Genomic DNA, 298 nt, shown 5'->3' with positions numbered 1-298 from the left:
GGGTCTTATAAACAGAACGTTCCCTGTCTTGTTTAGTTTTGAAGGAACTTTGTTCCTTAAATAAGTTAAGATGGGCCTGTAGCTCAGCTGGTTAGAGCGCACGCCTGATAAGCGTGAGGTCGGTGGTTCGAGTCCACTCAGGCCCACCATCTTAAATAACGGGGCCTTAGCTCAGCTGGGAGAGCGCCTGCTTTGCACGCAGGAGGTCAGCGGTTCGATCCCGCTAGGCTCCACCAACGTGTTCTTTGAAAACTAGATAACAGTAGACATCACATTCAATTAGTAAGACAAGATATCA

Annotated in this window: 2 tRNA genes; both read left to right on the top strand. The window is 48.0% G+C overall.

The features are described 5' to 3' along the window. Positions 1-72: 72 nt before the first annotated feature. Positions 73-149, top strand: a tRNA-Ile gene (locus V756_RS0107755). A gap of 11 nt (positions 150-160) precedes the next feature. After that, positions 161-236 (top strand) — tRNA-Ala (locus tag V756_RS0107750). Positions 237-298: the final 62 nt, after the last annotated feature.

Origin of the sequence: Bacillus tequilensis KCTC 13622, assembly GCF_000507145.1 — a bacterium.
Classification (GTDB): Bacteria; Bacillota; Bacilli; order Bacillales; family Bacillaceae; genus Bacillus; species Bacillus tequilensis.
The sequence above is the reverse complement of the archived record's forward strand: the minus strand, read 5'-3'. Positions and strand labels throughout refer to the sequence as shown.